The following is a 20,899-nucleotide window of genomic DNA, read 5'->3' as shown; positions in this document are numbered from 1 at the left end:
ACCCTGGAAACGAAAACGCCCGGTGCCAGGCACCGGGCGTCTGTGTGTCACCGATCACTCTTCTTCAGTGTGCTGCACCACGCTGCGCTTGCTGCGCAGCTTGCCGTAGAAATGTTCCAGCGCGTTGTTCAGCTTGCTGGCCGCACCGTCGATCGCATGGTCCAGCGAGGTGGCGGTATGGCTGACGGAAATCGGTTGATGACCTTTGGGGCGAGCCTCCATTTGGCAGCGTTTGTCATGCGGGCCGGGCTTGTCGCCATTCTCGTCACGCAAGTGGACCTCGATGCGGGTGAGGTCGTCCTCGTAGCGCTGCAGCGTGCTTTCCAGCGTACTGCGGACCCATTCGTTCAGACGGCTGCTGCTGTCGATATGGTTGCTGCTGTTGACCTGGATTTGCATGATTCAATCCTTATTCAGCTTGCTCGCGTGGAGGCGTGCCTAGGCCCTTGAGGCCCTTGGGGAAAGCTTCGCCTCTTGACTCTAAGGTCAGGGATTGGCACGCCGAATTCAAGTCCCTTTTTCGATAAATTTTTTGTAGCAATTCGCAAGGTTGACACTGTTGCTGCAGGAGCGACTGTCTTGTTCAAAATCTACAGACCAGCCCAATCCCCCTGTGGGAGCGGGCTGGTCCCGCGAATACGGGCGCAGCCCGTGCCAGACAGCGCGGTATCTTTTTCGCGGGCAAGCCCGCTCCTACAGGTACCGTACCGATGCCGAGGACCGTGCACGGGCTGGTAGCGCACAAGGCCGCTCCCAAGTGTCCATCCTCAGAACGCGACCGAAGTCTGCACATACAGCGTGCGCGGCTCGCCCACGTACTTGCCCTTGTTGTTGTCGTCGAACGAACGGGTGTAGTACTCGCGGTTGAACAGGTTCTTCACCCCCACCGCCACCTTCAGGTTCGACAGCTGCGGCCCGAAGTCATACCCGGCGCGAGTGCTGACCAGCATGTAGCCCGGAATCCGTCCGGTGCTGCCATCGGCGCTTTCGCTGGCGGTGTTGGCGTTGTCGGCGTACTGGCTGCTCTGGAAGCTGCCATCCAGGTTCAACTGCCATGGTCCTTCGGTGTAACCAAGCCCCAGCGTGCCCTTGTGGCGCGAGGAGAACGGCACCTGGTTGCCCTTGTTCGGGCCGTCTTCGCGGATGGTGGCGTCGACGAAGGCGTAGCTGGCGTGCACATCGAAACCGGCCAGCGTCGGGCTCAGGCCGTCGAGGGCGTAGCGCACGCTGGTCTCGATACCCTGGTGGCGGGTTTCGCCGCGGGCGATCACCGAATCGTTGGTCTGGTTGCTTTCGTACTGGTTGTCGAAGTTGATCAGGAAGGCGCCGATCTCTGCCTGCAGGTCGCCGCTGTCGTAGCGGGTACCGACTTCCCAGGTGCGCGCCTTTTCCGGCTTCACTTCACCGCTGCTGACGCGGTTGGGCATCTGGCTGTACTGCACGCTGCCGAACGAGCCCTCGGTGTTGGCGTAGAGGTTCCAGGTGTCGGTCAGGTGGTACATGACATTCAGTGCCGGCAATGCGGTGTTGTAGCTGCCCTGGTAACGCTGATTGCTGAGCTTGTTGCTTTGCTCGGAGTCGATCATCTCGTAGCGGATACCGGGGGTGATGGTCCAGCGGCCGATGTCGATGCGGTCGTCCAGGTAGATCGCGTGGGCTTCGGTGGCGCCACGGGTGTCGCGGTCGTTGCGGCTGGCGGTGGTCGGCAGGTTGCCGGTCACCGGTTCACGGAAGCGCAGTTCGTGGCCGGCCTCGTTGATGTAGCGGTAGCCCACGCCCAGTTCGTGCCAGCTGTCGCCCAGTGCCACACCTTGCGAGAAGCGGGTCTCGATGCCACGTACCCAGTATTCGCGTGGCGACAGCGAGACGAAGCTGCCCTGGTCTAGGTAGCCGCTGCGCAGGGTCTTGGTGAAGAAGCTGTTGACGCTGAACTGGCGATCGTCCTGCTTGTAGTCGTAGCCGACGTTGACCAGGGTGCGACGGCCCCAGAACTTGTCCTTCAGACGGGTCGACTGGTACGGATCTTCATCGAACGCCGCCTTGCTCAGCCCGCCGGGCATGTCGGCCTCGCCCTCGTAGTACTGGGCCATGGCGTGCAGGCTGTTGGCCTCGTCCAGTTGCAACTTGCCCTTGAGGATCAGGTCGTCGATCTGCGTGTCGCTGTGTTCGCGCCAGTCGCCACCGCGGGTGCCGGAGTAGAGCAGGGCGTCGCCCAGGCCGTTGTCGTTGGTGCCGCCGACCAGCAGGTTGGCGCTGTTCTTGAAACCGTCGTGGCTGGACGAGGGGCTGATCTGGTTCTGCATGGCGGCCTTGAAGGTCGCTTCCTCGGGGATGGCGCGGGTGACGAAGTTGACGATGCCGCCGACGTTCTGCGGGCCGTAGCGCACTGCGCCGCCGCCGCGTACCACATCCACTGCATCCATGTTGCCCAGGCTCAGCGGGGCCAGTGACAGCTGTGGCTGGCCATAGGGGGCGAAGGGCACCGGGATGCCGTCCATCAGCACCGTGGAGCGCGAGGCCAGGCGCGGGTTGAGGCCGCGAATGCCGAAGTTCAGTGCCAGGTCGTGGCTGCCGGTACCGTTGTTTTCCGGGGCATTGACGCCGGGGATGCGGTTGAGCACCTCACGGGCGCTGTTGGCACCGCTGCGCTCGAACTCCTCGCGGCGGATCACGTCACGTGCGCCGGGATGCTCGAAGACGTTGTCCTGGCGCGCCTCGGCCAGCCAGTCGCCCACCACGGTAGAGGCACCCAGCTCGATCACCGCATCGCTGCTGGAGGCGGCAAGCGGTTGCAGGCTATAGGCGTTGTCGGCCTCCTGGCGTGCCTGCAGACCGCTGCCACGCAGCAATGCCTGCAGCCCTTGCTGTACGTCGTACTGGCCTTCCAGCCCGGGGCTGCGCAAGCCTTGGGTGACGCTGGACCCGAACGAAATCAGCGCCCCGCTTTCACGGCCAAATTGGTTGAGAGCGTCTTCCAGGGTGCCGGGGGCGATGTGGTAGGCGCGCGGTTCGCCAGCCTGGGCGAAGTTCAGGCTGGTGGCGAACAGCAGGGCGATGGCGAGAGGCGTGGGGCGCAGGGGCATGGGGTCGGGTCCTGTAAGAAGGGTTCTGCCTGCTCTGTCACGCGAGGGAAGCGAAATGGCTCAGGTTGGAAGAAAAATAGTTGTCGGCACTGGCTCAAACCGCCTCGACCTTGATCCAGTACCGGGTGAATCGCCGCACCCGTACCGGCAAGGCAACTTCCAGCATCTCCAGGATCCGCTCACTGTCATCCAGTGGGTACGACCCGGAAATCCGCAGCCCGGCGACCTGCTCGCTGCAGCCCAGTTGCCCGTGGCGATAGCGTGAAAGCTCGGCGAGAAACTCGCCCAGGCGCATCTGCGAGACCACCAGCATTCCATCGACCCAGGCGCCGATGTTGCGATCCAGCGCGCCGATGCCTTGCCAATGGCCCGCTGCCAGGCGGGCTTGCTGACCGGCGAGCAACACCTGGCCCTGTAGCCGAGCCATGCCGCTGAACACCGAGACCAGGCTGTAGCCCTCGAACTGACGCACGTTGAAGCGGCCGCTGTCGAGGTGCAGGCTGCCATCGTCGCTGCGCAACACCAACGGGCGGGTATCGCGGGCGACGTCCAGCGACAACTCACCCTCGAGCAGGCGCACGTAACGTTGCTGCCCATCGAACCGCACATCGGCGGCGCTGCGGGTGTTCAGTCGCAACAGGCTGCCGTCGTCCAGCGGCAGGCGTCGGCGCTGGCCCACGGGGCTGCGGTAGTCGGCCATCAGCCCTGGCAACGGATTGTGTGATTGCAATCCGAGCCCGGTGGCACTGGCCACGCCCGCCAGCAGTAACGCTTTGAGCGCGCGACGCCGGGCCGGGGAGGGCGGTGCCTGCAAGGTGGCGTGCACCACGGGCGAGGTCGCGCCACGCAGCCGCTGGTTGACCTGCTGGATGTGCGCCCAGGCGCGCTGGTGTTCGCCGTCAGCCTGCAACCAGTGTTCGAGTGCCTGCTGCTGGGCCGGGTCGAAATCGGCCCCCTGTGATTCGATCAGCCAGTGCACCGCCTGCTCGGCAACCTGGGGTGAGATGCCTGTGCTCACAGGGCGAAATAGCAGCGCAGGGCTGCCTTATGCAGGTAGCGCTTGACCGTCGCCAGGGAGATACCCAGTTCACGGCCGATCTCGGCTTGGCCCAGGCCATCGACCTGGGCCAGCAGGAAGGCGCGCTTGACCAGCGGCGGCAGGTCATCGAGCAGGCGGTCGAGTTCGAGCAGGGTTTCGAAGATCAGCGCCTTGTCTTCCTCGCTGGGTGCCAGGCGTTCGGGCACCTGGGCCAGGGCTTCGAGGTAGGCGCGCTCCAGCTCCTGACGGCGAAAATGGTTGCACAGTACGCGCTTGGCAACGGTGGCGAGAAAGGCCCGAGGTTCGATCAACTGTGGCGCTTCGCGGGCCTGGAGCAAGCGCACGTAGGTGTCCTGGGCCAGGTCGGCGGCGCTCTGCGGGCAGCCCAGGCGACGGCGCAGCCAACCGGTCAGCCAGTTGTGGTGAGCGTGGTAGAGGCCTTCGACGGTGGAGGAGAGGGCACTGGACACCGAGGTGACTCCGGCGTCCGATGACGCGAGTGGGAGTAAGAATTGTTCGCATTGTATTCCGGGCGGCAGGGTGTAGCAATCCTGTTCGGCCTGCGGGGTATTCGGGGGCAAACCCGGCTAAACAGAGATCGCAGCAGCTCATCTCCAATCTTTGCTTATGAGAATTGAAATCATTACTATTGCACCCTCTTGACCTTGCCCCGGACCGTCGCCCCATGAAAAGCAAAGCCGCCGGCCTGCCCCTGAGCTACCGCCTGGCTGTGACCTCGCGCAGCCTGGCTGCGTTGTTGGGCGGCTACCTGCTGGCCTCGGCGGCCAGCGTCTGTGTCAGCCTGCTGATGCCCGGCGCCCAGGTCGATGCGGCACTGACCGGGATGATGCTGTCGTTCGTGTTCTACCTGCTCGCCTTCATCTGGTGCTTCGCCTGCCGCAGCGCATTGCGCGCCTGGCTGGGCGTATTGCTGCCGAGCCTGGTGCTGGGCGCGATCGGCGGGCTGGCTTACTGGATGAAGAACCCATGAAAGAGGGCTTCCGCCAGGCCATGGCCTGGCTGCATACCTGGACCGGCCTGATCTTCGGCTGGCTGTTGTTCGCCATCTTCCTCACCGGCACGCTTGCCTACTTCAAGGAAGAGATCAACCACTGGACCAAACCGGAAATCCACAGCCATCCGCTGAATCCGGCGGCCAGCCTGGAGATGGCGCAGCGCTACCTGCAAGCCAACGCCGCCGATGCCAGCACCTGGTTCATCCGCCTGCCCAGCGAGCGCGACGCGGCGCTGAGTGTCGGCTATCGCGATCCCAACGCCGGTGGCCGACGCGGCTTCACCAGCAAGGAGCTGGATGCGGCCAGCGGCGAGGTGGTCGAGGGCCGCGACAGCCGTGGCGGCGACTTTTTCTACCGTTTCCATTTCCAGTTGGAGATGCCCCACCCCTGGGGGCGCTGGCTGTCGACCTTCTGTGCCTTCATCATGCTGCTGGGGCTGGTGACCGGGATCATCACCCACAAGAAGATTTTCAAGGAGTTCTTCACCTTCCGTCCCGGCAAGGGCCAGCGCTCATGGCTCGATGGCCACAACGCCATTGGCGTGCTGGTACTGCCCTTCCACCTGATGATCAGCTACAGCAGCCTGGTGATCTTCATGTACATGGTCATGCCGGCCGGAATCATGGCCAGCTATGGCAGCTCCAACGGTTATTTCAACGACCTGTTCGGCCGTGACGAGGTGCCGAAGGTGGCCGGGGTGGCCGCGCCGCTGGTCCCGCTGTCGAGCCTGTACGCCAAGGTCCAGGAGCAAGCGCCAGGCGCACGCATGGGCTTCATTCAGGTACAGAATCCTGGCGACCAGAATGCCCGTGTCACCTTGAATCGTGCCTCGGCCGACAGTGTCGCGTACAAGCGCAGCGCCAACTGGACCTTCGACGGTGCTACCGGTGCACTGCTTACCCAAGGTGCGCCGGAAAGCGCCGCGATGATGACCTCCTTTACCTTTGTCGGTCTGCACATGGGCAACTTCGCCGGGCCATGGCTGCGCTGGTTGTACTTCATCTTCGGTGTCGGCGGCACGGCGGTGATCGGCACTGGCCTTGTGATGTGGCTGGGCAAGCGTCAGCTCAAGCATGCCAAGAGCGAGCGCATGCCTGCGGAGCTGCGTCTGGTCGAGGTCCTCAACATCGCCAGCATGAGCGGCCTGCTGCTGGGCGTGGCGGCGTTCTTCTGGGCTAATCGCCTGCTGCCGATCGGGCTGCAAGGGCGGGCCGACTGGGAGGTCAATGCGTTCTTCATGGTCTGGGCACTGTCGCTGCTTCACGCCATGCTGCGCCCCGGTCGTCGCGCCTGGGGCGAGCAGTTGGCGCTGGGTGCCGTGGTGTTCGCTGCGTTGCCGCTGCTCAATGCCGTGACCACCGGTCAGGGCCTGGACCATTCGCTGATCGCCGGTGACTGGGCGATGGCCGGCTTCGATCTCACGGCCCTGGCCACCGGGCTGTTCCTCGGCTGGGCGGCCGGCAAGATGCTGCGCGCGCCCAAGCCAGTCGCCAAGCGCTCGGCCAAGGTCAAGGCCCGCACCGAAACCGTGGAGGCGAGTTGATGCTGAGCCTGGCCCTGTTCACCTTTGCCGGCCTGGCTGCCTTGTGCCTGGCCATGGAAAAACACTTCACCGACCTGCTGGGTCGCAAGCCGCGGCAGGCCCAGTTGCGTGCCTTGCGCATCGCCGGCTGGCTACTGCTGGTGCTGTCGGCGATACTGGCCGTGCACTTGCGTGGCTGGGCGCTGGGGCTGGTGGAGTGGACGGCCGTGTTGATGGCCGGGCTGACCCTCTGGGTATTCGGCCTGCCGTACCAACCCCGCCTGCTGCTGAGCCTGGCGGCGGCGAGCCTGGTGTTGGCGCCTGTCGTGGCGGTGTTCGGCGCGTGAGCGAGCCCGACCTCGACGAGGCCGGTGGACGGGCGCGCTTCCTGCAGGTGTTCCTGGCCCAGCGCGGGCGCATGGAGGCGCTGGTCAGCCGGCGCGTTGGCTGTCGTGCCACGGCCTCGGACCTGGTCCAGGAACTGTTCCTGCGCTTCTGGCGTCGGCCTGCGGTCAAGGTCGAGGCGCTCGACACCTACCTGTTGCGCTGCGCCGGCAACCTGGCGATCGACCACCTGCGCAGCGAAGGCAGTCGCGGTCGGGTCACCGAAGGGCTGTCGATCAGCGACGAGGCGCTCTCGGCCCAGGCGCCAGAGCAGGCGCTGGAGGTCGATCACGATCTGCGCCGCATCGAGCAGGCCCTGCGCGCCTTGCCGGAACGTACGCGACAGATCTTCCTGCTCAACCGCATCCACGGCTGCAAGTACGGCGAGATCGCCAAGGCCATGCAGGTGTCCCAGAGTGCGGTGGAAAAGCATATGATGCGCGCCCTCGAAGCGTGCAAGGCGAGTGTCGCCGAGCCCGCTACCCCATTGCGCAGGCCAGGGAGCGACCGTCGATGAGCCAGCCCTATCCGATCACCGCCGAGCAGTCGCGCATGGCCCTGGGCTGGCTGAGCCGCATCAACGAGCATCCTCCGGCAGCCGAAGGCGCTGAGTTCAAGCGCTGGTTGTTGGCCGATCCGGCGCACCGCGCCGCCTATGCCGAGGCCCAGGCCCTGTGGCAACAAAGCGAAGCGCCCGCCGCGCGTCTGGCCGCGGAGGAACGCGAGGGCCTCGAGTACTACCTGCAGGCCATGCGTCGACCGAAAGCCCGCTGGGGGCGGCGTGGCGGAGCACTGGCGGCAGCGGCCTGCCTGGTGCTGGCGCTGGGCAGCCTGGCCGGTTGGCAGCCGCAATACTGGTTGCAGGACCTGCGCGCCGACTATCGCAGTGATGAGCATGTGCGCCAGGTCACCCTGGCCGACCAGTCACGCCTGACCCTGGATGCCAACAGCGCCGTGGTCGTGGATTTCGACCATGGCGAGCGGCGCGTGCGCCTGCTGCGCGGCGCGGCGTTCTTCGAGGTGACCCACACCGGTGCGCCGTTCCTGGTCGATGCGGCGGGCGGCGAAGTGCGAGTGCTGGGCACTCAGTTCGAGGTACGCGGGCAGGGCGACGGCGCCCAGGTTACCGTGCGCAGTGGACGGGTGGCGGTGACACCGATTACCGGCGCCGTGGCGCGTGAGCTGACCGCCAACCAGCAACTGGACTATGCCCAGGGCGTGGCGGGGGCGATCAGTGCCGTGGACAGTGACAGTCGCCTGGCCTGGCGCCAGGGCTGGCTGAACTATTACCAGGTGCCGCTGGCGCAGGTGGTCGAGGACCTGGGACGGTATTACCCGGGGCGTATCCTGTTGCTCGACGAGGCCTTGGCGCAACGCAAGGTCAGCGGCAGTTTCCCGGTGGAGGAGCCCATGCTGGCGCTGGCGTCGTTGGGCAAGGTGATGGGCTTCGTGCCGCAGACACTGTTCGGGCGGGTGACGGTGGTGCGCTGAAATCGCCTTTACCCCGCAGACACCCTGGTGTCTGCGGGGGGAGAGGCGGAGCTTCAGTTACCCGCTTTGATGCTGGTCCAGAGCCGCGTGCGAATGCGGTCGATCTTCGCCGGCATCGCTTCCAGGGCGAACAGCTTGCCCATCACATCCGCGCTTGGGTAGATCATGGTGTTCTGCTTGAGCGCCGGATCGACCAGAGCATCGGCCTTGGCGTTGCCGTTGGCGTACTGCACCGAGTTACTGATGCCGGCCATCACCTCAGGCTGCAGCAGGTAGTTCATGTAGGCGTAGCCGGCCTTCTCGTCCGGAGCGTCGGCCGGCATGGCGACCATGTCGAACCACAGCGGCGCACCCTCCTTGGGAATCGAGTAACCCACCTTCACCCCGTTCTTCGCATCGTCGGCGCTGTTCTTGGCCTGCAGCACGTCGCCGGAGAAACCGACCACCACGCAGATGTTGCCGTTGGCCAGGTCGCCGGTGTACTTCGAGGAGTGGAAGTAGCTGATGTACGGACGTACTTTCATCAGCAGTGCCTGGGCTTTCTTGTAGTCATCGGGATTCTGACTGTGCGGCGGCAGGCCCAGATAGTTCAGGGCGATCGGCAGCAACTCCGGGCCGTTGTCGAGCATGGCCACGCCACAGCTCTTGAGCTTTTCCATGTTCTCGGGCTTGAACACCAGGTCCCACGAATCGACCGGTGCCTTGTCGCCTAGCACGGCCTTGACCTTGTCGAGGTTGTAGCCGATGCCGGTGCTACCCCACAGGTACGGGAAGCCGTACTGGTTGCCGGGGTCGTTCACCTCCAGCGCCTTGAGCAGCACCGGGTTGAGATTCTGCCAGTTCGGCAGCTGGCTCTTGTCGAGCTTCTTCAAGGCCTTGCCCTGGATCTGCCGGGCCATGAAGTGGTTGGAGGGGAAGACCACGTCGTAACCGGAGTTGCCGGTCATCAGCTTGCCGTCGAGGGTTTCGTTGCTGTCGTAGACATCGTAGGTGGGCACGATGCCGGTGGCTTTCTGGAAGTTCTGCAGCGTGTCGGGTGCGATGTAGCTGGACCAGTTGTAGATCTTCACCGAGTCGGCGGCACTGGCGACGCCAGCAGCCAGCATCAGGGGGGCGAGGAGGAGTTTGCGCATGTCCGGTTTACCTTGCTTTGTCTGTTGTTATCGAAGAACGGCAGGCGATCAGCGGATCAGAAAATCAGTACGTAGGTCTTGCGCACGGTTTCCTGGATATCCCAGATCCCGGTGCTGTTGGCCGGTAGCATCAGTGCGTCTCCGGCTTCTATGACCAGGGGCTCGCCACCGTCGGGGGTGAAGGTGCAGCGGCCCTTGATGAAATGGCAGAACTCCTGTTGCACGATCTGCCGGCGCCAGCGCCCGGGCGTACATTCCCAGATACCGGTTTCGACGCCATCGTTGCGTTCGACGCAGGTGACCGAGGTCACTGCGACGGGTTCTCCGAGGGGGACGGCGACCGGGTTGGAGGTTTCCAGCGCGGCGCTGTCGGTGTGCTTGAACTGGGTGATGCTCATGACTGCAGGATCTCTTGTGGTAGTGGGTGCAACTCAGTGCATGAAACCTTCCATGAATCCGGCCAGGCCGCTGGCCAGGCGCCGCCGCCAGGCCGGGCTGGCCGGGTTGGCGAGGGTGCGGTCCTCGTGGACGAAACTCTGGATGATCGCGTTGTAGCCTAGCCAGCGGCAGGGCTCGGGCGGCCAACTGGCCAGGCTCGACAGCGGGCGGTTGTCGTGGACCCAGGGCTGGGCTGTCAGTTCGTTGTGCTGGCCGAGAATCAGTGCCGCGAGCGTGCGCCCGCCCAGGTTGGTGGCGCCGACACCTTCGCCGCCATAGCCACCCGATAGCGCCAGGCCGCGTTGACGGTCGCACAGCATGTGCGGACGGAAGCGCCGCGCCATCCCCAGGTTGCCGCCCCAGGAGTGGGTGATGCGCACGTTCTTCAGGTGTGGGAACAGCTCGCCGAACAGATAGCGGCGCAGCTCGATCTCGGCGTCGCTGAGGCTGAAGTCCTCGCGCAGGCGGCCACCGAAGCGATACCCGCCGCGGGCGCCGAACACCAGGCGGTTGTCGGTGGTGCGCTGACCGTAGGTGACCTGGCGGCTGCCTTCGCTGAAGGCCTGGCCCTGGCTCAGGCCGATCTGCTCCCAGGCCGATTCCGGCAGCGGCTCGGTGGCCACCAGCAGGCTTTGCACGGGCAGTTGATGGCGACCTAGCGGCGGCAGGCTGGCGGCGTAGCCTTCGACCGCCGGCACGACCCATTGGCAACGGACCTTGGCCTGGGCGGTGCGCACCTCACCGGTCTGCCAGTCGCTGGCCGGGGTGTTTTCGTAGATGGGCACACCCATGCCCTCGACCACGCGTGCCAGGCCGCGCACCAGCTTGGCGGGCTGGATGGTGGCGACGTGGGGGCTGAAGATCGCGCCGTAGGCATTGCTGACCCGCAGTTGGCCGGCCAGTTGTTCGGGCTTGAGCCAGCGATAGTCGTCTTCGTTCATGCCCTGGCGGTACAGGTCGTCGAGGTAGGCACGCAGGCTGCGCTCCTGCTCCGGGTAGCGGGCGGCGCAGTAGATGACCCCACCCTTGCGGTAGTCGCAGTCGATGCCTTCGCGTTGCAGCACGCCGTGCACTTCGTCAGGGATTGCATGCAGCAGGTCGACGCTGGCGCGGCGCTGCTGTGGGGAAAGGGTGGCCAGCAGGCGGTCTTCGCCCAGCAGGTTGCCCATCAGCCAGCCGCCGTTGCGCCCGGAGGCGCCGAAGCCTGCGGTGTTGGCCTCGAGGATGGCGATGCGCAGGTGCGGGGCCTGGCGCTTGAGGTAGTAGGCTGTCCACAGGCCGGTATAGCCGGCGCCGATGATGCACACGTCGACATCCAGGTCCTGCTCCAGCGACGGGCGAGCGTCGAGCGGCTCGTCGAGCTGGTCCATCCAGAGGCTGATCGTGCGCCAGGCTTGCATCAGGTACTGCTCCCACTTCCGTTCAAGGTTCTGGGAGCGATGCTAGTAGTGCGGGCGCTTCGCTGTCTTACGTGCGTGCACGCAGAGAAATCTGCTTCACGTAGGCCTTGGGCGAGAGCCCGGTGTGTTCGCGGAAGCACTTGTAGAACGCCGACAGCGAATTGAAGCCAGCGTCGAAAGCCAGTTCGTCGATGGGGGCTCGGCAGCCTGCGCCTTCGAGCCCGGCCAGAAGATGCTGCAGGCGGGCCTGGTTGACGTAGCGGTAGAAGCTCTGGCCGAGCACCTGGTTGAGCAGGTAGGAAATCTGGTTGCGGCTATAGCCGCTTTCTTCTGCCACCTGCTGGAGGTCCAGCTCAGGGTCCAGATAGGGACGTTGGGCCTGGAAATAGTGTTCGAGGTCCTGGGCCATGGTGCTCAACTGGCGGGGCGAAAGACCCAGGCGGCTGGTGGCGGGACGTGGCCCGGACGCGCTGGCGCCCTTGCCGTCGCGGCGGATCAGCGTGCCGTATTCATTGACCCGCCAGATCAGGTTGTCCTTGACCGTGATCGCCTCGCTGGACTGGAAAGCCACCAGGCCTTCACCGCCCTGGACCGTCACCTGGTACTGGATGAAGGCTGTGCAACCGTCGACCCGGATGCGGTCGCTGTGGACGATGTCTTCCCCGGCTTCGTGCGGCAACGAGACGCGCACGTACTCGCGCAGCTCATCGAAGCCGAGCACGCGGTTCTGGAAAAAGTCGTGGTATTGGATTTCCGGGTGATACAGCGCCATGACCCCATCCAGGTCACGATGCTTCCAGCACAGGTGGTAGCGCATGACGACTTCCGCAGTGAGCGGGGTCTGGGCGGGGCCGTCTGGAAGGAGAGTGGCGGTCATGGGCCGATAATGCATCGGGCTGCTTCAGCCGACAAGGGCGTGCAGGCTGACCGTTGAGGCCCCAGGCCTGTGGATACTGCATAACGCCCTGTTCAACTGGGTGGGTTCGGGCGATTCGCACGATCCTAAGAAGTGGTTTTTGCCTAAGTGCTTGATTTAGCTGGGAGTCATTTTTTGTCACAACTGGCACGCGCGCTGCACCAATCGAGTGGCAAACAAAACGGAAGTTTTGCTCACCCTCATAAGGCGCCGAATCATGATTACCACTGCCGATCTGCCAACTGCTGTCTCCGAGGCCCCGAACCGCTCGGGCGTTTCCTGGGCTGCCATCTTCGCCGGTGCCGCTGCTGCGGCTGCGTTGTCGTTGATCCTCGTGATACTGGGTGCGGGCCTGGGCTTTGCCGCCTCCTCGCCTTGGGCCAACGAAGGTGCCAGCGCCAAGGCGCTGGGGATATCCACCATCGTCTGGCTGCTGATTACCCAGATCCTCGCCTCCGGGCTGGGCGGGTACATGGCTGGCCGCTTGCGAGTGAAGTGGGCCAACCTGCATGGTGACGAGGTGTATTTCCGCGATACCGCCCATGGCTTCCTGTCCTGGGCTATTGCGACCCTGGTCACGGTGTTGATGGTCGTGTCTTCGGCAGGGGGGCTTGCCAGTGCTGGTGCTTCGGCGGGTGCTGCTGCCGCCTCGGGTGCCGTGGCCAGCGTTTCCATGAACGATGACAAGAGCAAGCCTTCAGGCGCCGCCGACCCTATGGGCTACTACGTGGATCGTCTATTCCGTGGCGACGGCCCGGTTGCGGTGAGCGAGGATGCGGCCAATGGCGTGGCCAGCCGGATCCTGATCCGCGGCCTGGCTGCCGATGGCGGGATGGCTGCCGAGGATCGTACCTACCTGGCGCAACTGGTAGCCCAGCGTACTCGCCTGACCCAGGCCGAGGCCCAGGCCCGCGTCGAGCAAGTTTATGAAGAGGCGCGTCAGGATGCCGCGCAGGCCAAGCAGGCTGCTCAGGAAGCTGCCGAGACAGCAGCGAAGGTTGCGGCCTGGACCGCCATCTGGACCTTCATCGCCCTGCTGTGCGGTGCGTTCTTCGCAAGCTTCGCAGCCTTGTTCGGTGGTCGCCTGCGTGACCGTGCTCGTTGGGTCGAAGAAGACCCGCGTGCGCTGCATGCTTCGACCACTGTTGTCCGTTAACTCGAATTCACGACTGGAGGAACCATCATGCGCTCGATTCTGCTCTGGATGCTTGGGGTGCCAATCCCGGTGATCATTCTGATCGCGATCTTCATGCACTAATAGAAAAGGGCCGCTAATGCGGCCCTTTTCACAACTGTACAACCCGCAGAAGCGGCTTTATGCCGCTTTACAGGAACTGCTCAGCATAGTGACACGCCACCTGCCGCGTCCCGACCTGCCTGAACGCCGGAATCTCCTTGCCACAACGCTCGGTGGCATAGGGGCAGCGCTTGTGGAAGGCGCAGCCATCAGGCGGGTTCAGCGGGTTGGGCAGCTCACCGGCGATGCGGATCTTCGGCTTCAGCGGGTCGGGGTGAATGGCCGGAGTCGCCGAGAGCAGTGCCTGGGTGTAGGGATGCAGGGGCTTGTCGTAGATATCTTCCTTCGGCCCCATTTCCGCCGGGCGCCCCAGGTACATCACCAGCACCTGGTCAGCGACATGCCGCACCACCGCGAGGTTGTGCGAGATGAACACATAGGCGGTGTTGAACTCTTTCTGCAGGTCCATGAACAGGTTCAGCACCTGGGCCTGGATCGACACATCGAGCGCCGAGGTTGGTTCGTCCGCAACCAGCACCTTGGGCTGCAGCATCATCGCCCGGGCCAGGGCGATACGCTGGCGTTGACCACCGGAGAACATGTGCGGGTAGCGCTGGTAGTGCTCAGGGCGCAGACCGACCTGCTGCATCATCTTCTGCACCTTGTCGCGGCGCTCGGTCTTGCTCAGCGAGGTATTGATCAGCAGCGGCTCGGCCAGTTGTTCGCCGATCTTCTGCCGCGGATTGAGCGAGGCATAGGGGCTCTGGAAGACCATCTGCACATCACGGCGCAGTTGCTTGCGCTGGGCCTTGTCGGCGCCGTTGACCTCGGTGCCGGCAATTTGCAGCGAGCCTGAGGACGGCTCTTCGATCAGGGTCAGGGCACGGGCGAGGGTGGACTTGCCGCAGCCAGACTCGCCGACCACGGCCAGGGTCTTGCCGGCCTCCAGTTCGAACGACACGCCATTGAGCGCGCGCACCAGAGCATGGCCCTTGAACAGGCCGCGGGAGACTTCGTAGTGACGGGTCAGTTCACGGGCGGACAGAACGACAGTCATCACGCCACCTCCTGGTTCAACGGATAGAAGCAGCGCACCAGGCTGTGGGCCTGGGGATCGAGGGCCGGACGCTGTGCCCGGCAGTTGTCACGTACATAGGGGCAGCGCGGCGACAGCAGGCAACCCTGGGGGCGGTCATAGCGCCCAGGCACGATGCCGGGCAGTGTGGCCAGCCGTTCGGCGCCGATGCTGTGCTCGGGAATCGCCGCCAGCAGCGCTTCGCTGTAAGGGTGTGCGGGGATGTCGAACAGTTCCGGCACCTGGCCCACTTCCACTGCCTGTCCTGCATACATCACGCACACCCGCCTGGCGGTTTCGGCGACCACTGCCAGGTCGTGGGTGATCAGGATGAGCGCCATGTTGCGCTCCTTCTGCAGGTTGACCAGCAGTTCCATGATCTGTGCCTGAATGGTCACATCGAGGGCGGTGGTCGGTTCGTCGGCGATCAGCAGCTTGGGTTCGCCAGCAATCGCCATGGCGATTGCGACGCGCTGGCTCATGCCGCCGGAGAGCTGGTGCGGGTAAGCGTCCAGGCGGCTTTCGGCGGCCGGGATCTCGACTTTCTTGAGCAGCTCCAACGCGCGCTGGCGTGCTGCCTTGCCCTTCAGACCGAGGTGTTGGCGCAGCACTTCCTCGATCTGGTAGCCCACGGTGTAGCTGGGATTGAGTGCGGTCATCGGGTCCTGGAAGACCATGGCGATGTCCTTGCCCACCACCTTGCGCCGTTGACGACCGCTGAGCTTGAGCATGTCGGTGCCGTCGAAGGTGAGGCTGTCGGCGGTGATGCGGCCGGGGGAGTCGATCAGGCCCATCAGGGCCATCATGGTCACCGACTTGCCGGAGCCGGACTCGCCGACGATGGCGAGGATCTCGCCGGCGTCCACCGACAGGTCGAGGCCGTCTACCACAGGTACGGCATTAGCGTCGCCGAAGCGCACGTTCAGGTTGTTGATCTGCAACAGTGACATGGCGCTCTCCTCAGGCGGCGTTCTTGAGTTTCGGGTCCAGCGCATCGCGCAGGCCGTCGCCCATCAGGTTGATTGCCAGCACGCTGAGCAGGATCGTCAGGCCAGGCAAGCTCACCACCCACCAGGCGCGCTCGATGTAGTCGCGGGCAGAGGCCAGCATGGTGCCCCACTCAGGCGTGGGCGGCTGGACGCCGAGGCCGAGGAAGCCCAGGGCAGCGGCGTCGAGGATCGCCGAGGAGAAGCTCAAGGTAGCCTGCACGATCAGCGGTGCCATGCAGTTGGGCAGCACGGTGACGAACATCAGGCGTGGCAGGCTGGCACCGGCCAGACGTGCGGCGGTGACGTAGTCACGGTTCAGCTCGCCCATCACCGCGGCGCGGGTCAGGCGTACATAGGAGGGCAGCGACACCACGGCAATGGCGATCACCGTGTTGATCAGACCAGGGCCGAGGATGGCGACGATGGCCACGGCCAGCAGCAGCGAAGGCAGGGCCAGCATCACGTCCATCAGGCGCATGATCGACGGGCCGAGCAGACGCGGGAAGAAACCGGCGAACAAGCCCAGCAGGATGCCGGGGATCAGCGACATCACCACCGATGACAGGCCGATCAGCAGCGACAGGCGCGCGCCCTGGATCAGGCGCGAGAGCAGGTCGCGGCCCAGTTCGTCGGTGCCGAGGATGAACTGCCAGGTGCCGCCCTCGAGCCAGACCGGTGGGGTCAGCAGGAAGTCGCGGTATTGCTCGCTGGGGTTGTGTGGCGCGACCCAGGGGGCGAACAGCGCACAGAACACGATCAGGCACATGAAGACCAGGCCTGCCACTGCGCCCTTGTTGCGCGAGAAGGCCTGCCAGAATTCCTTGTACGGGGAGGGGTAGAGCTGGCTGTGGTCGGCGGTTGGGGCCTGGGTCACAGCGTGGGAAGTCGGGTTAGTCATGGCGGGGCCCTCAGCGCTGATGACGGATGCGTGGGTTGGCCAGGCCGTAGAGGATATCCACGACGAAGTTGACCAGGATCACCAGGCAGGCGATCAACAGGATGCCGTTCTGGACCACGGGGTAGTCACGGGCGCCGATGGCTTCGATCAGCCATTTGCCAATGCCCGGCCAGGAGAAGATGGTTTCGGTGAGCACGGCACCGGCGAGCAAGGTGCCGACCTGCAGGCCGAACACCGTCAGGACCGGGATCAGCGCATTGCGCAAGCCGTGCACGAACACCACGCGGGCCGGCGATAGGCCCTTGGCGCGGGCGGTACGGATGTAGTCTTCGCGCAGCACCTCGAGCATCGAGGAGCGGGTCATGCGGGCGATCACCGCCAGCGGGATGGTCCCGAGCACGATGGTCGGCAGGATCAGGTGCATGAACGCATCCTTGAACGAGCCTTCATCGCCCACCAGCAGCGTGTCGATCAGCATGAAGCCGGTCACCGGCTCGACGTCGTACAACGGGTCGATGCGCCCGGACACGGGCGTCCAGCCCATGCTCACCGACGAGAACATGATGAGGATCAGGCCCCACCAGAAAATGGGCATGGAATAGCCGGCGAGCGAGACGCCCATCACCCCATGGTCGAACAACGATCCGCGCTTGAGCGCCGCGATCACCCCGGCCAACAGGCCGAAGACGCCGGCGAAGATCAATGCGCAGAACGCCAACTCCAGCGTCGCGGGGAACAGCGTGGTGAACTCGTTCCACACGCTCTCGCGCGAGCGCAGCGATTCGCCGAGATCGCCCTGGGCGAGCTTGCCGATGTAATCCATGTACTGGGCTGGCAGGGGTTTGTTCAGGCCAAGGCGTTCCATGGCCTGGGCGTGCATTTCAGGGTCGACCCTGCGCTCGCCCATCATCACTTCCACCGGGTCGCCGGGGATCAGGCGTATGAGCGCGAAGGTCAGCAGGGTGATACCGAAGAAGGTCGGTATCAGCAGGCCCAGGCGCCGGGCAATAAAACTCAACATCGTCGGAGGTACCTCATCGGCCGGTCAAGGCAGCCGCCGGCCCTTGCAGAGGCCGGCGGTCATGTTTTTCTTCTACTTCACCTTGGTGGTGGCGAAGTTGTTATTGGTCAGAGGGTTGATGACATATCCCTCTACGTTGTCGCGCATGGCCGTGAACATCTTCGGGTGGGCCATGCTGATCCACGGTTGATCCTCATCGTACACCGCCAGCGCCTCGCTATAGAGCTTGGCACGCTCATCGTTGTCGATGATCTCGCGGGCACGGGTGATCAGTTCCTGGAACTTAGGGTTGCACCAGCGCGCATAGTTCTCGCCGGTCTTGGCGGCATCACAGCTGAGCATGGGTGTCAGGAAGTTGTCCGGGTCACCGTTGTCGCCGGCCCAGCCGGCGGAGACCAGGTCCGCCTCGCCCTTCTTGGCGCGGCGCAGCATCTCGGCCCACTCCATCACGCGGATGTCGAGCTTGAGCCCGATCCTGGCGAGGTCGGCCTGCAGCATTTCTGCCGACAAACGCGGATTGGGGTTGGTCGGGCCGCCACCGTTGCGGGTGAACAGGGTGATGGCGGTGCCCTCGGGGACGCCGGCTTCGTTGAGCAGGGCGCGGGCCTTGTCGAGGTCGCGCGGCGGGTTCTTGTTGGCGGTGTTGTAGCCGATCATGGTCGGCGGGTAGGGGTTGACCCCGACCAGCGCATTGCCCTTGCCGAACAACTGGTCGACGTGGGTCTGGCGGTCGAAGGCGATGTTGATCGCCTTTCGCACGCGCACGTCGCTCAGGTACTTGTGCTCGGTATTCATGGCGATGTAGCCGGTGACCAGGGCCTCGATCTCGGCGACCTTGAGCTTGGGATCGGTCTTGATCGCCGGGACGTCGTCGGGTTTGGGGTACAGGGCGATCTGGCATTCGTTGGCCCGCAGTTTCTGCAGGCGCACGTTGTTGTCGGTGGCGATGGCGAACACCAGCGTGTCGCTGGGCGGCTTGCCGCGGAAATAGTCGGGATTGGCCTTGAAGCGGACCTGGGCGTCCTTGTTGTAGCGCTGGAACACGAATGGCCCGGTGCCGATCGGCTTGCTGTTCAGGTCGCCGGTCTTGCCGGCCTTGAGCAACTGGTCGCCGTATTCGGCGGAGTAGATCGAGGTGAAGGCCATGGCCAGGTCGCGAAGGAACGGCGCTTCGGGGCGGGTCAGGGTGATCACCACGGTGTGGTCGTCGGTCTTGCTCACCGACTTGAGCAGTTGCCCGAAGGCCATGCTCTCGAAATAGGGGTAGCCGACGCTGGTCTTGTCGTGCCACGGATGCTTGGCATCGAACTGACGGTTCAGGCTCCACAGCACGTCATCGGCATTGAAGTCGCGGGTGGGGGTGAAGTAGTCGGTGGTGTGGAACTTCACACCCTGGCGCAGGTGGAAGGTGTAGGTCAGGCCGTCGGCGCTGATTTCCCAGCTGTCGGCCAGGGCCGGCTCGATATCGGTGGTGCCGGGCTTGAAGTCGACCAGGCGGTTGAACACGGTTTCGGCCGAGGCGTCGGCGGTGACCGCGGTGGTGTACTGGACGATATCGAAACCTTCGGGGCTGGCTTCGGTGCACACCACCAGGGGCTTGGCCGCGAGGTTGCCGGCAGCGCCCAGGATGATCGCTGCCAGGGCAGCGCGTAGCGGTAGCGATTTCATGGAACCTCCCTGCGAATGACTCCAGCGTAGACGTCACGGCCCGGATAGCCCGGGCCGTGACGTTGGCGGTCAGAGAATGTTGAACGGAATGGTGGTGACGATGCGCAGCTCGTCCAGGCTGCCATCGGCCTGGGCCTTGCTGGCGCGGTGAGCGGTATAGGTGGCGCGGATGCTGGTGTCCTTCAGCATGCCGCTCTGCACCGCATAGCTGGTGCCGATGCCCCACTCGTAGTGGGTCTCGCCATCCATGCCACGCACGTCGTAGGCAGTACCGCGGTAGTGGGTACCGTCGATGCCCCAGCCGCGGGCGTTGTACAGGTTGAACTTCAGGCCTGGTACGCCGTACTGGGCCATGTTCAGCACGTAGGAAATCTGCAGGGATTTCTCGTTCGGGCCGTTGAAGTCCGACAGCAGGGAGTTGGCCAGGTAGATACCGTTGGTTTCGTGCAGGTAGTCGAAGTACTCGTTGCCGTTGACCTGCTGCCAGGAGGCGGTGAGCGTGTGCGCCTGGTGGGTGAGGCCGAACGACAGGCTGTAGGTATCGTTGTCGATATCGCCCATCTTCTTGCTGCCGGCATCGACCGTCTTGTAGTAGTTCAGGCCGGTGGTCAGGCTCAGCACCGCGCTGTCGCCCAACACGTGGTTGGCGCCGAAGTAGTACTGGTTCCAGAAGTCGTCGACCTTGGTGGCGTACAGGCTGGTGGTCAGGCTCTTGAACGGCTGGTAGTTGATACCGGCGGTGCTGGCACGGTCGGTTTCCACGCCGGTGGCGCTGTACTCGGTGCGGAACTTGCTCAGGCTCTGTTCGGTACGCGGCGAGACGCGGTCGAAGGTGCCGATGTCGAACGACAGGTTGTCGAATTCGGCGCTGTGCAACGCCACGCCCTGGAAGCTCGAAGGCAGGGCACGGTTGCCGATGTAGGCGATCATCGGCGTGTCCAGGGACTGGCGGCCGACGGTGAGGGTGGTGTTGGAGATGCGCGCCTTGACGTTGGCCAGGCCCGCCTTGCTCCACTGGCCGACAGGGTCGCCATCGCTATGGGTCAGGGTGCGGTTGTTCGGCCCGGCAATCGCTGCGCGACCACGCTCAAGGGCTATGGCGTTGTAGGCGGCGACTTCGGTGGCGAAGCCCACGGTGCCCTGAGTAAAGCCCGAGCTGTAGTTGAGGATGGTGCCCTGTACCCAGTTGTCACGGCTGTGGGTGTCGTGGCGGGTGCCGTCGCTCTTGTAGTACTTCCACAGCGGCGCACGGGTGGCGCGTTCGCGGGCGTACCAGTTGCGGGTGCTGCCGGAAAGGCTCTGGCCTTCGAAGAAGCCCGAGGCGTCGGCCTGCTCGCTGCCCGACTTGAGGCTCAGCGGGTAGAAGTCCTGGCTGACAGGTTCTGCCTGGGCGGCGGCGCAGAAGGCGCCGATGGACAGGGCCAGCGCGGTTTTGGTGGTTCGTTTCAAGGTTAAAGCTCCCTTTCTATTCTTATATCTGTGGCCCGATCTTGTGGGTCGGGCTTGGCTCGGTGACGCGGTACTGCGGGTGTTCACCTGGGATTGCCAGGCAAATCCGGGCTGCACGCGGTCGCGGGAGTGGGGCACTC

At 64.4% G+C, this 20,899-nt stretch carries 20 protein-coding genes; 6 read left to right on the top strand and 14 right to left on the bottom strand.

Annotated features, from left to right (window positions below; all coding sequences use genetic code 11):
• Positions 1-54 precede the first annotated feature (54 nt).
• The 4 genes from VA602_RS07035 to VA602_RS07020 form a co-directional block, all read right to left on the bottom strand.
• A complete protein-coding gene (locus VA602_RS07035; RefSeq protein WP_054893497.1) occupies positions 55-399 on the bottom strand; it encodes an HPF/RaiA family ribosome-associated protein in 345 nt (114 codons plus the stop codon).
• A gap of 368 nt (positions 400-767) precedes the next feature.
• Entirely contained in the window at positions 768-3,083 is a 2,316-nt protein-coding gene (gene fecA / locus VA602_RS07030; protein WP_323452851.1) for a TonB-dependent Fe(3+) dicitrate receptor FecA, read from the bottom strand.
• Between the two features lie 94 nt (positions 3,084-3,177).
• Positions 3,178-4,101 carry a FecR family protein gene (locus tag VA602_RS07025; RefSeq protein WP_323452850.1) on the bottom strand — a complete coding sequence of 308 codons (924 nt, stop codon included), beginning with the start codon at positions 4,099-4,101 and terminating at the stop codon, positions 3,178-3,180.
• The gene (locus VA602_RS07020; protein WP_063543115.1) at positions 4,098-4,592 is read right to left on the bottom strand and encodes a sigma-70 family RNA polymerase sigma factor; all 495 of its coding nucleotides are present in this window, start codon (positions 4,590-4,592) and stop codon (positions 4,098-4,100) included. The genes VA602_RS07025 and VA602_RS07020 overlap by 4 nt, the downstream gene beginning before the upstream one ends.
• 215 nt (positions 4,593-4,807) lie before the next feature.
• On the opposite strand from VA602_RS07020, the gene VA602_RS07015 reads away from it, so the two are divergent.
• Genes VA602_RS07015 through VA602_RS06995 form a run of 5 tightly spaced genes read left to right on the top strand, consistent with a single transcriptional unit; the run spans position 4,808 to position 8,535 of the window.
• Positions 4,808-5,113, top strand: a complete 306-nt coding sequence (locus tag VA602_RS07015) for a DUF3649 domain-containing protein (protein ID WP_054893493.1) — start codon at positions 4,808-4,810, stop codon at positions 5,111-5,113.
• On the top strand, positions 5,110-6,681 hold the full coding sequence (locus tag VA602_RS07010; RefSeq protein ID WP_323452849.1) for a PepSY-associated TM helix domain-containing protein: 1,572 nt from the start codon (positions 5,110-5,112) through the stop codon (positions 6,679-6,681). The genes VA602_RS07015 and VA602_RS07010 overlap by 4 nt, the downstream gene beginning before the upstream one ends.
• Positions 6,681-7,007, top strand: a complete 327-nt coding sequence (locus VA602_RS07005; RefSeq protein WP_323452848.1) for a DUF3325 domain-containing protein — start codon at positions 6,681-6,683, stop codon at positions 7,005-7,007. Before VA602_RS07010 ends, VA602_RS07005 begins: the two co-directional genes overlap by 1 nt.
• Positions 7,004-7,561: an RNA polymerase sigma factor gene (locus VA602_RS07000; protein WP_054893490.1), complete on the top strand. Its 558-nt coding sequence runs from the start codon at positions 7,004-7,006 to the stop codon at positions 7,559-7,561. The genes VA602_RS07005 and VA602_RS07000 overlap by 4 nt, the downstream gene beginning before the upstream one ends.
• Positions 7,558-8,535 (top strand): FecR family protein, encoded by a 978-nt coding sequence (locus tag VA602_RS06995; protein WP_153772687.1) that lies wholly within the window; start codon positions 7,558-7,560, stop codon positions 8,533-8,535. The genes VA602_RS07000 and VA602_RS06995 overlap by 4 nt, the downstream gene beginning before the upstream one ends.
• Positions 8,536-8,588: 53 nt before the next feature.
• Here VA602_RS06995 and VA602_RS06990 read toward each other — a convergent pair whose 3' ends face one another.
• From VA602_RS06990 to VA602_RS06975, 4 genes are all read right to left on the bottom strand, one after another.
• Complete coding sequence (locus VA602_RS06990; RefSeq protein WP_323452847.1) at positions 8,589-9,668, bottom strand: polyamine ABC transporter substrate-binding protein; 1,080 nt, start codon at positions 9,666-9,668, stop codon at positions 8,589-8,591.
• A 56-nt stretch (positions 9,669-9,724) separates the two neighbouring features.
• Positions 9,725-10,066 (bottom strand): cupin domain-containing protein, encoded by a 342-nt coding sequence (locus VA602_RS06985; protein ID WP_054893487.1) that lies wholly within the window; start codon positions 10,064-10,066, stop codon positions 9,725-9,727.
• 33 nt (positions 10,067-10,099) lie between these two features.
• The gene (locus VA602_RS06980; RefSeq protein WP_323452846.1) at positions 10,100-11,506 is read right to left on the bottom strand and encodes an NAD(P)/FAD-dependent oxidoreductase; all 1,407 of its coding nucleotides are present in this window, start codon (positions 11,504-11,506) and stop codon (positions 10,100-10,102) included.
• Positions 11,507-11,573: 67 nt separating this feature from the next.
• Positions 11,574-12,398 carry an AraC family transcriptional regulator gene (locus VA602_RS06975; protein WP_176717866.1) on the bottom strand — a complete coding sequence of 275 codons (825 nt, stop codon included), beginning with the start codon at positions 12,396-12,398 and terminating at the stop codon, positions 11,574-11,576.
• A gap of 241 nt (positions 12,399-12,639) precedes the next feature.
• Here VA602_RS06975 and VA602_RS06970 point away from each other — a divergent pair, with 241 nt between their 5' ends.
• Positions 12,640-13,578, top strand: coding sequence for a hypothetical protein (locus VA602_RS06970; RefSeq protein WP_063543127.1), 939 nt, complete (start codon positions 12,640-12,642; stop codon positions 13,576-13,578).
• Positions 13,579-13,747: 169 nt separating this feature from the next.
• Here VA602_RS06970 and VA602_RS06965 read toward each other — a convergent pair whose 3' ends face one another.
• The 6 genes from VA602_RS06965 to VA602_RS06940 form a co-directional block, all read right to left on the bottom strand.
• A complete protein-coding gene (locus VA602_RS06965; RefSeq protein WP_323452845.1) occupies positions 13,748-14,716 on the bottom strand; it encodes a peptide ABC transporter ATP-binding protein in 969 nt (322 codons plus the stop codon).
• Positions 14,716-15,684: an ABC transporter ATP-binding protein gene (locus VA602_RS06960; RefSeq protein WP_323452844.1), complete on the bottom strand. Its 969-nt coding sequence runs from the start codon at positions 15,682-15,684 to the stop codon at positions 14,716-14,718. The genes VA602_RS06965 and VA602_RS06960 overlap by 1 nt, the downstream gene beginning before the upstream one ends.
• A 10-nt stretch (positions 15,685-15,694) precedes the next feature.
• Complete coding sequence (locus VA602_RS06955; protein ID WP_197892890.1) at positions 15,695-16,621, bottom strand: ABC transporter permease subunit; 927 nt, start codon at positions 16,619-16,621, stop codon at positions 15,695-15,697.
• 10 nt (positions 16,622-16,631) lie between these two features.
• Entirely contained in the window at positions 16,632-17,642 is a 1,011-nt protein-coding gene (locus VA602_RS06950; RefSeq protein ID WP_054893480.1) for an ABC transporter permease subunit, read from the bottom strand.
• A gap of 72 nt (positions 17,643-17,714) precedes the next feature.
• Positions 17,715-19,310: an ABC transporter substrate-binding protein gene (locus VA602_RS06945; protein ID WP_323452843.1), complete on the bottom strand. Its 1,596-nt coding sequence runs from the start codon at positions 19,308-19,310 to the stop codon at positions 17,715-17,717.
• A 69-nt stretch (positions 19,311-19,379) separates the two neighbouring features.
• On the bottom strand, positions 19,380-20,759 hold the full coding sequence (locus VA602_RS06940; RefSeq protein WP_054893478.1) for an OprD family porin: 1,380 nt from the start codon (positions 20,757-20,759) through the stop codon (positions 19,380-19,382).
• Positions 20,760-20,899 lie beyond the last annotated feature (140 nt).

Origin of the sequence: Pseudomonas machongensis, assembly GCF_034961125.1 — a bacterium.
GTDB lineage: Bacteria > Pseudomonadota > Gammaproteobacteria > Pseudomonadales > Pseudomonadaceae > Aquipseudomonas > Aquipseudomonas machongensis.
The sequence above is the reverse complement of the archived record's forward strand: the minus strand, read 5'-3'. Positions and strand labels throughout refer to the sequence as shown.

What these genes read in the sequence shown, in the direction of transcription:
- VA602_RS06990 (WP_323452847.1), bottom strand. Translation starts at nt 9,668, where the DNA reads ATGCGCAAACTCCTCCTCGCCCCCCTGATGCTGGCTGCTGGCGTCGCC.
- VA602_RS06950 (WP_054893480.1), bottom strand. Translation starts at nt 17,642, where the DNA reads ATGTTGAGTTTTATTGCCCGGCGCCTGGGCCTGCTGATACCGACCTTC.
- VA602_RS06980 (WP_323452846.1), bottom strand. Translation starts at nt 11,506, where the DNA reads ATGCAAGCCTGGCGCACGATCAGCCTCTGGATGGACCAGCTCGACGAG.
- VA602_RS06995 (WP_153772687.1), top strand. Translation starts at nt 7,558, where the DNA reads ATGAGCCAGCCCTATCCGATCACCGCCGAGCAGTCGCGCATGGCCCTG.
- VA602_RS06975 (WP_176717866.1), bottom strand. Translation starts at nt 12,398, where the DNA reads ATGCATTATCGGCCCATGACCGCCACTCTCCTTCCAGACGGCCCCGCC.
- VA602_RS06945 (WP_323452843.1), bottom strand. Translation starts at nt 19,310, where the DNA reads ATGAAATCGCTACCGCTACGCGCTGCCCTGGCAGCGATCATCCTGGGC.
- VA602_RS06960 (WP_323452844.1), bottom strand. Translation starts at nt 15,684, where the DNA reads ATGTCACTGTTGCAGATCAACAACCTGAACGTGCGCTTCGGCGACGCT.
- VA602_RS06985 (WP_054893487.1), bottom strand. Translation starts at nt 10,066, where the DNA reads ATGAGCATCACCCAGTTCAAGCACACCGACAGCGCCGCGCTGGAAACC.
- VA602_RS07005 (WP_323452848.1), top strand. Translation starts at nt 6,681, where the DNA reads ATGCTGAGCCTGGCCCTGTTCACCTTTGCCGGCCTGGCTGCCTTGTGC.
- VA602_RS07015 (WP_054893493.1), top strand. Translation starts at nt 4,808, where the DNA reads ATGAAAAGCAAAGCCGCCGGCCTGCCCCTGAGCTACCGCCTGGCTGTG.
- VA602_RS06965 (WP_323452845.1), bottom strand. Translation starts at nt 14,716, where the DNA reads ATGACTGTCGTTCTGTCCGCCCGTGAACTGACCCGTCACTACGAAGTC.
- VA602_RS07035 (WP_054893497.1), bottom strand. Translation starts at nt 399, where the DNA reads ATGCAAATCCAGGTCAACAGCAGCAACCATATCGACAGCAGCAGCCGT.
- VA602_RS07010 (WP_323452849.1), top strand. Translation starts at nt 5,110, where the DNA reads ATGAAAGAGGGCTTCCGCCAGGCCATGGCCTGGCTGCATACCTGGACC.
- fecA (WP_323452851.1), bottom strand. Translation starts at nt 3,083, where the DNA reads ATGCCCCTGCGCCCCACGCCTCTCGCCATCGCCCTGCTGTTCGCCACC.
- VA602_RS06970 (WP_063543127.1), top strand. Translation starts at nt 12,640, where the DNA reads ATGATTACCACTGCCGATCTGCCAACTGCTGTCTCCGAGGCCCCGAAC.
- VA602_RS06955 (WP_197892890.1), bottom strand. Translation starts at nt 16,621, where the DNA reads ATGACTAACCCGACTTCCCACGCTGTGACCCAGGCCCCAACCGCCGAC.